Here is a 5,512-nt window from a genome sequence, read left to right on the forward strand (position 1 = left end):
CGAGCGGATGCGAAGCCCGCCAATGGCCGCCCACAAACGCCGCAGCCCCGCCGGGGTTCGGTCGGGGCTGCTTCGGAGGATGCGTCGCGCGCACAATGCAAAAACCCCAGCTCATCGAGCTGGGGTTTCTGGTATGGGGCGTCTGGCGGTGTCCTACTTTCACATGGCGAATGCCACACTATCATCGGCGCTAAGGCGTTTCACGGTCCTGTTCGGGATGGGAAGGCGTGGGACCACCTCGCTAAGGCCACCAGACATAAACTGGCACAAACTTGAAGAAGCCTAAGCTGAGCTTGTTTGCTCAACTCACATATATTCGGTATTTGATGTACGTCGCACATCCACTATCTCGTGTCTCAGTTTCCCAAGCCACTCAAATGATAGGATCAAGCCTCACGAGCAATTAGTATCGGTTAGCTTCACGCCTCACAGCGCTTCCACACCCGACCTATCAACGTCCTGGTCTCGAACGACTCTTCAGGGAGGTCAAGCCTCCAGGGAAGTCTCATCTTCAGGCAAGTTTCCCGCTTAGATGCTTTCAGCGGTTATCTCTTCCGAACTTAGCTACCCGGCTATGCCACTGGCGTGACAACCGGTACACCAGAGGTTCGTCCACTCCGGTCCTCTCGTACTAGGAGCAGCCCCCGTCAAACTTCCAACGCCCACTGCAGATAGGGACCAAACTGTCTCACGACGTTTTGAACCCAGCTCACGTACCACTTTAAATGGCGAACAGCCATACCCTTGGGACCGGCTACAGCCCCAGGATGTGATGAGCCGACATCGAGGTGCCAAACACCGCCGTCGATGTGAACTCTTGGGCGGTATCAGCCTGTTATCCCCGGAGTACCTTTTATCCGTTGAGCGATGGCCCTTCCATTCAGAACCACCGGATCACTATGTCCTGCTTTCGCACCTGCTCGACTTGTCGGTCTCGCAGTTAAGCTACCTTTTGCCATTGCACTATCAGCACGATTTCCGACCGTACCTAGGTAACCTTCGAACTCCTCCGTTACACTTTGGGAGGAGACCGCCCCAGTCAAACTGCCTACCATGCACTGTCCCCAATCCGGATCACGGACCAAGGTTAGAACCTCAAACACACCAGGGTGGTATTTCAAGGACGGCTCCACTGAAACTAGCGTCTCAGCTTCAAAGCCTCCCACCTATCCTACACAAGTCTGTTCAAAGTCCAATGCAAAGCTACAGTAAAGGTTCACGGGGTCTTTCCGTCTAGCAGCGGGTAGATTGCATCTTCACAAACACTTCAACTTCGCTGAGTCTCAGGAGGAGACAGTGTGGCCATCGTTACGCCATTCGTGCGGGTCGGAACTTACCCGACAAGGAATTTCGCTACCTTAGGACCGTTATAGTTACGGCCGCCGTTTACCGGGGCTTCGATCAAGAGCTTGCACCCCATCACTTAACCTTCCGGCACCGGGCAGGCGTCACACCGTATACGTCCACTTTCGTGTTGGCACAGTGCTGTGTTTTTGTTAAACAGTCGCAGCCACCTATTCTCTGCGACCTGTCAAAGCTCCTCCCGCAGGGGATTCACCTCAACAGGCATACCTTCTCCCGAAGTTACGGTATCAATTTGCCGAGTTCCTTCTCCTGAGTTCTCTCAAGCGCCTTAGAATTCTCATCCTGCCCACCTGTGTCGGTTTGCGGTACGGTTCTTATGCAGCTGAAGCTTAGTGGCTTTTCCTGGAAGCGTGGTATCAGTCACTTCAGGTCCGTAGACCCTCGTCATCACTTCTCGGCCTTAAGGAGCGGCGGATTTGCCTACCACTCCAGCCTACCGGCTTAAACAGACTATTCCAACAGTCTGATGACCTAACCTTCTCCGTCCCCACATCGCACTGCATAAAAGTACGGGAATTTTAACCCGTTTCCCATCGACTACGCTTTTCAGCCTCGCCTTAGGGGCCGACTCACCCTACGCCGATGAACGTTGCGTAGGAAACCTTGGGCTTTCGGCGAGCGGGCTTTTCACCCGCTTTATCGCTACTCATGTCAGCATTCGCACTTCTGATATCTCCAGCATCCCTTACGAGACACCTTCACAGACCTACAGAACGCTCCCCTACCACGGACGCTTACGCGCCCATCCGCAGCTTCGGTTATCAGTTTGAGCCCCGTTACATCTTCCGCGCAGGACGACTCGACCAGTGAGCTATTACGCTTTCTTTAAATGATGGCTGCTTCTAAGCCAACATCCTGGCTGTCTATGCCTTCCCACTTCGTTTACCACTTAACTGATCATTTGGGACCTTAGCTGGCGGTCTGGGTTGTTTCCCTCTTGACGATGGACGTTAGCACCCACCGTCTGTCTCCCATGCTCGCACTTTCCGGTATTCAGAGTTTGCCATGGTTTGGTAAATCGCAATGACCCCCTAGCCATAACAGTGCTTTACCCCCGGAAGTGATACATGAGGCACTACCTAAATAGTTTTCGGGGAGAACCAGCTATCTCCGAGTTTGTTTAGCCTTTCACCCCTATCCACAGCTCATCCCCTAGTTTTGCAACACTAGTGGGTTCGGACCTCCAGTGCGTGTTACCGCACCTTCATCCTGGCCATGGATAGATCACTCGGTTTCGGGTCTACGCCCAGCAACTAAAGCGCCCTATTCGGACTCGGTTTCCCTACGCCTCCCCTATTCGGTTAAGCTTGCTACTGAACGTAAGTCGCTGACCCATTATACAAAAGGTACGCAGTCACGGAACAAGTCCGCTCCCACTGTTTGTATGCATCCGGTTTCAGGTTCTATTTCACTCCCCTCCCGGGGTTCTTTTCGCCTTTCCCTCACGGTACTGGTTCACTATCGGTCGATCACGAGTATTTAGCCTTGGAGGATGGTCCCCCCATCTTCAGACAGGATTTCGCGTGTCCCGCCCTACTTCTCGTATGCTTAGTACCAAGAATGCGTTTTCGTGTACGGGGCTATCACCCACTACGGCGGTCCTTTCCATGAACCTTCCACTAACGCAATCTCTATCACATACAGGCTGTTCCGCGTTCGCTCGCCACTACTTACGGAATCTCGGTTGATTTCTTTTCCTCGAGTTACTTAGATGTTTCAGTTCACTCGGTTCGCCTCCTCTGACCTATGTATTCAGTCAGGGATACCGCCTAAGCGGTGGGTTTCCCCATTCGGACATCGCGGGATCAAAGCTCTATTGCCAGCTCCCCCGCGCTTTTCGCAGGCTTACACGTCCTTCATCGCCTGTGATCGCCAAGGCATCCACCAGATGCACTTAGTCGCTTGACCCTATCATTTCAGCAGCCTAAGCCACTAAAACAACAAGTGTGTTTGTGCGACGACTGCACCGCCCCTTTTGATATGGCGACGCAGCCTTAGATACAATCAAATACCCAAGATGACGATTCATCCAACGAAAGAATTAACTCTCGCCGTTTGTTTCGCCGTCTCAATATATTCGGCTTCTTCAGTTTGTTAAAGATCGGGCGTTTATACAACGCAAACAGAATCTAGCTCTCTCGAACTCGATTTTGTTTGCGGTGTGGTGGAGGATGACGGGATCGAACCGACGACCCCCTGCTTGCAAAGCAGGTGCTCTCCCAACTGAGCTAATCCCCCAACTGGTGGGTCTGGTAGGACTCGAACCTACGACCCCTGCGTTATCAACACAGTGCTCTAACCAGCTGAGCTACAAACCCAGTAAACTTCTCAGCACCAAGTCTTTCAACTTGGCTGCCCTTAACTACAAATAACCGATAGGCTGTAAGTACTTGGCAATCGCCATTCTCTAGAAAGGAGGTGATCCAGCCGCAGGTTCCCCTACGGCTACCTTGTTACGACTTCACCCCAGTCATGAATCCCACCGTGGTAAGCGGCCTCCTTACGGTTAGCCTACCCACTTCTGGTGAAACTCACTCCCATGGTGTGACGGGCGGTGTGTACAAGACCCGGGAACGTATTCACCGCAGCATGCTGATCTGCGATTACTAGCGATTCCGACTTCACGCACTCGAGTTGCAGAGTGCGATCCGGACTACGATCGGTTTTCTGAGATTAGCTCCACCTCGCGGCTTGGCAACCCTCTGTACCGACCATTGTATGACGTGTGAAGCCCTGCTCATAAGGGCCATGAGGACTTGACGTCATCCCCACCTTCCTCCGGTTTGTCACCGGCAGTCTCATTAGAGTGCCCAACTTAATGATGGCAACTAATGACAAGGGTTGCGCTCGTTGCGGGACTTAACCCAACATCTCACGACACGAGCTGACGACAGCCATGCAGCACCTGTGTTACGGCTCCCTTTCGGGCACCAAGCTATCTCTAGCAAGTTCCGTACATGTCAAGAGCAGGTAAGGTTTTTCGCGTTGCATCGAATTAATCCACATCATCCACCGCTTGTGCGGGTCCCCGTCAATTCCTTTGAGTTTTAACCTTGCGGCCGTACTCCCCAGGCGGTCAACTTCACGCGTTAGCTACGCTACCAAGGATTCAAACCCCCAACAGCTAGTTGACATCGTTTAGGGCGTGGACTACCAGGGTATCTAATCCTGTTTGCTCCCCACGCTTTCGTGCATGAGCGTCAGTGTCATCCCAGGGGGCTGCCTTCGCCATCGGTATTCCTCCACATCTCTACGCATTTCACTGCTACACGTGGAATTCTACCCCCCTCTGACGCACTCTAGTCGTGCAGTCTCCAATGCCGTTCCCAGGTTAAGCCCGGGGCTTTCACATCAGACTTGCACAACCGCCTGCGCACGCTTTACGCCCAGTAATTCCGATTAACGCTTGCACCCTACGTATTACCGCGGCTGCTGGCACGTAGTTAGCCGGTGCTTATTCTTCCGGTACTGTCATCCCCGCCAGGTATTAACCAGCGGGATTTCCTCCCGAACAAAAGTCCTTTACAACCCGAAGGCCTTCTTCAGACACGCGGCATGGCTGGATCAGGCTTGCGCCCATTGTCCAAAATTCCCCACTGCTGCCTCCCGTAGGAGTCTGGGCCGTGTCTCAGTCCCAGTGTGGCGGATCATCCTCTCAGACCCGCTACTGATCGTCGCCTTGGTGAGCTCTTACCTCACCAACTAGCTAATCAGACGTCGGCTGCTCGTATAACGTGAGGCCTTACGGTCCCCCACTTTCCCCCTCAGGGCGTATGCGGTATTAATCCGGCTTTCGCCGAGCTATCCCCCATTACACGGTACATTCCGACGCATTACTCACCCGTTCGCCACTCGTCAGCGGTGCAAGCACCCTGTTACCGTTCGACTTGCATGTGTAAAGCATGCCGCCAGCGTTCAATCTGAGCCAGGATCAAACTCTTCAGTTCAATCTCAAGCAAATTTTCTGGCACGCAAGTTCAAAGAAATAAACAAGTATCTCTTGTCTCTTGCAGTGCAAGTGTTCGGCTTTCGCCAAGCACTTACACCTATCGGTTATTCGTTCTGTTAAAGAGCAGTGCTGGCCGCTGCGTCGTCTTCACCGGAACCGTTTCGTTTCCGCTGTTTCGTTCGCTGCGTCAGCTGAGGA

At 53.1% G+C, this 5,512-nt stretch carries 2 tRNA genes and 3 rRNA genes; all 5 read right to left on the reverse strand.

The annotated features are described in order from the left end of the window. Positions 1 to 140: 140 nt before the first annotated feature. Positions 141 to 255: ribosomal RNA gene (rrf, locus tag LQR33_RS13010) — 5S ribosomal RNA — on the reverse strand. Positions 256 to 382: 127 nt separating this feature from the next. Further along, positions 383 to 3,273: ribosomal RNA gene (locus LQR33_RS13015) — 23S ribosomal RNA — on the reverse strand. Between the two features lie 254 nt (positions 3,274 to 3,527). Beyond that, positions 3,528 to 3,603 (reverse strand) — tRNA-Ala (locus LQR33_RS13020). Between the two features lie 3 nt (positions 3,604 to 3,606). Beyond that, positions 3,607 to 3,683: transfer RNA gene (locus tag LQR33_RS13025), tRNA-Ile, on the reverse strand. Between the two features lie 93 nt (positions 3,684 to 3,776). Next, positions 3,777 to 5,312: ribosomal RNA gene (locus tag LQR33_RS13030) — 16S ribosomal RNA — on the reverse strand. Together the 16S, 23S and 5S rRNA genes with 2 tRNA genes alongside form the textbook arrangement of a ribosomal RNA operon. Between the last annotated feature and the right edge of the window lie 200 nt (positions 5,313 to 5,512).

It is taken from the genome of Chromobacterium piscinae, assembly GCF_021129175.1.
GTDB lineage: Bacteria > Pseudomonadota > Gammaproteobacteria > Burkholderiales > Chromobacteriaceae > Chromobacterium > Chromobacterium piscinae.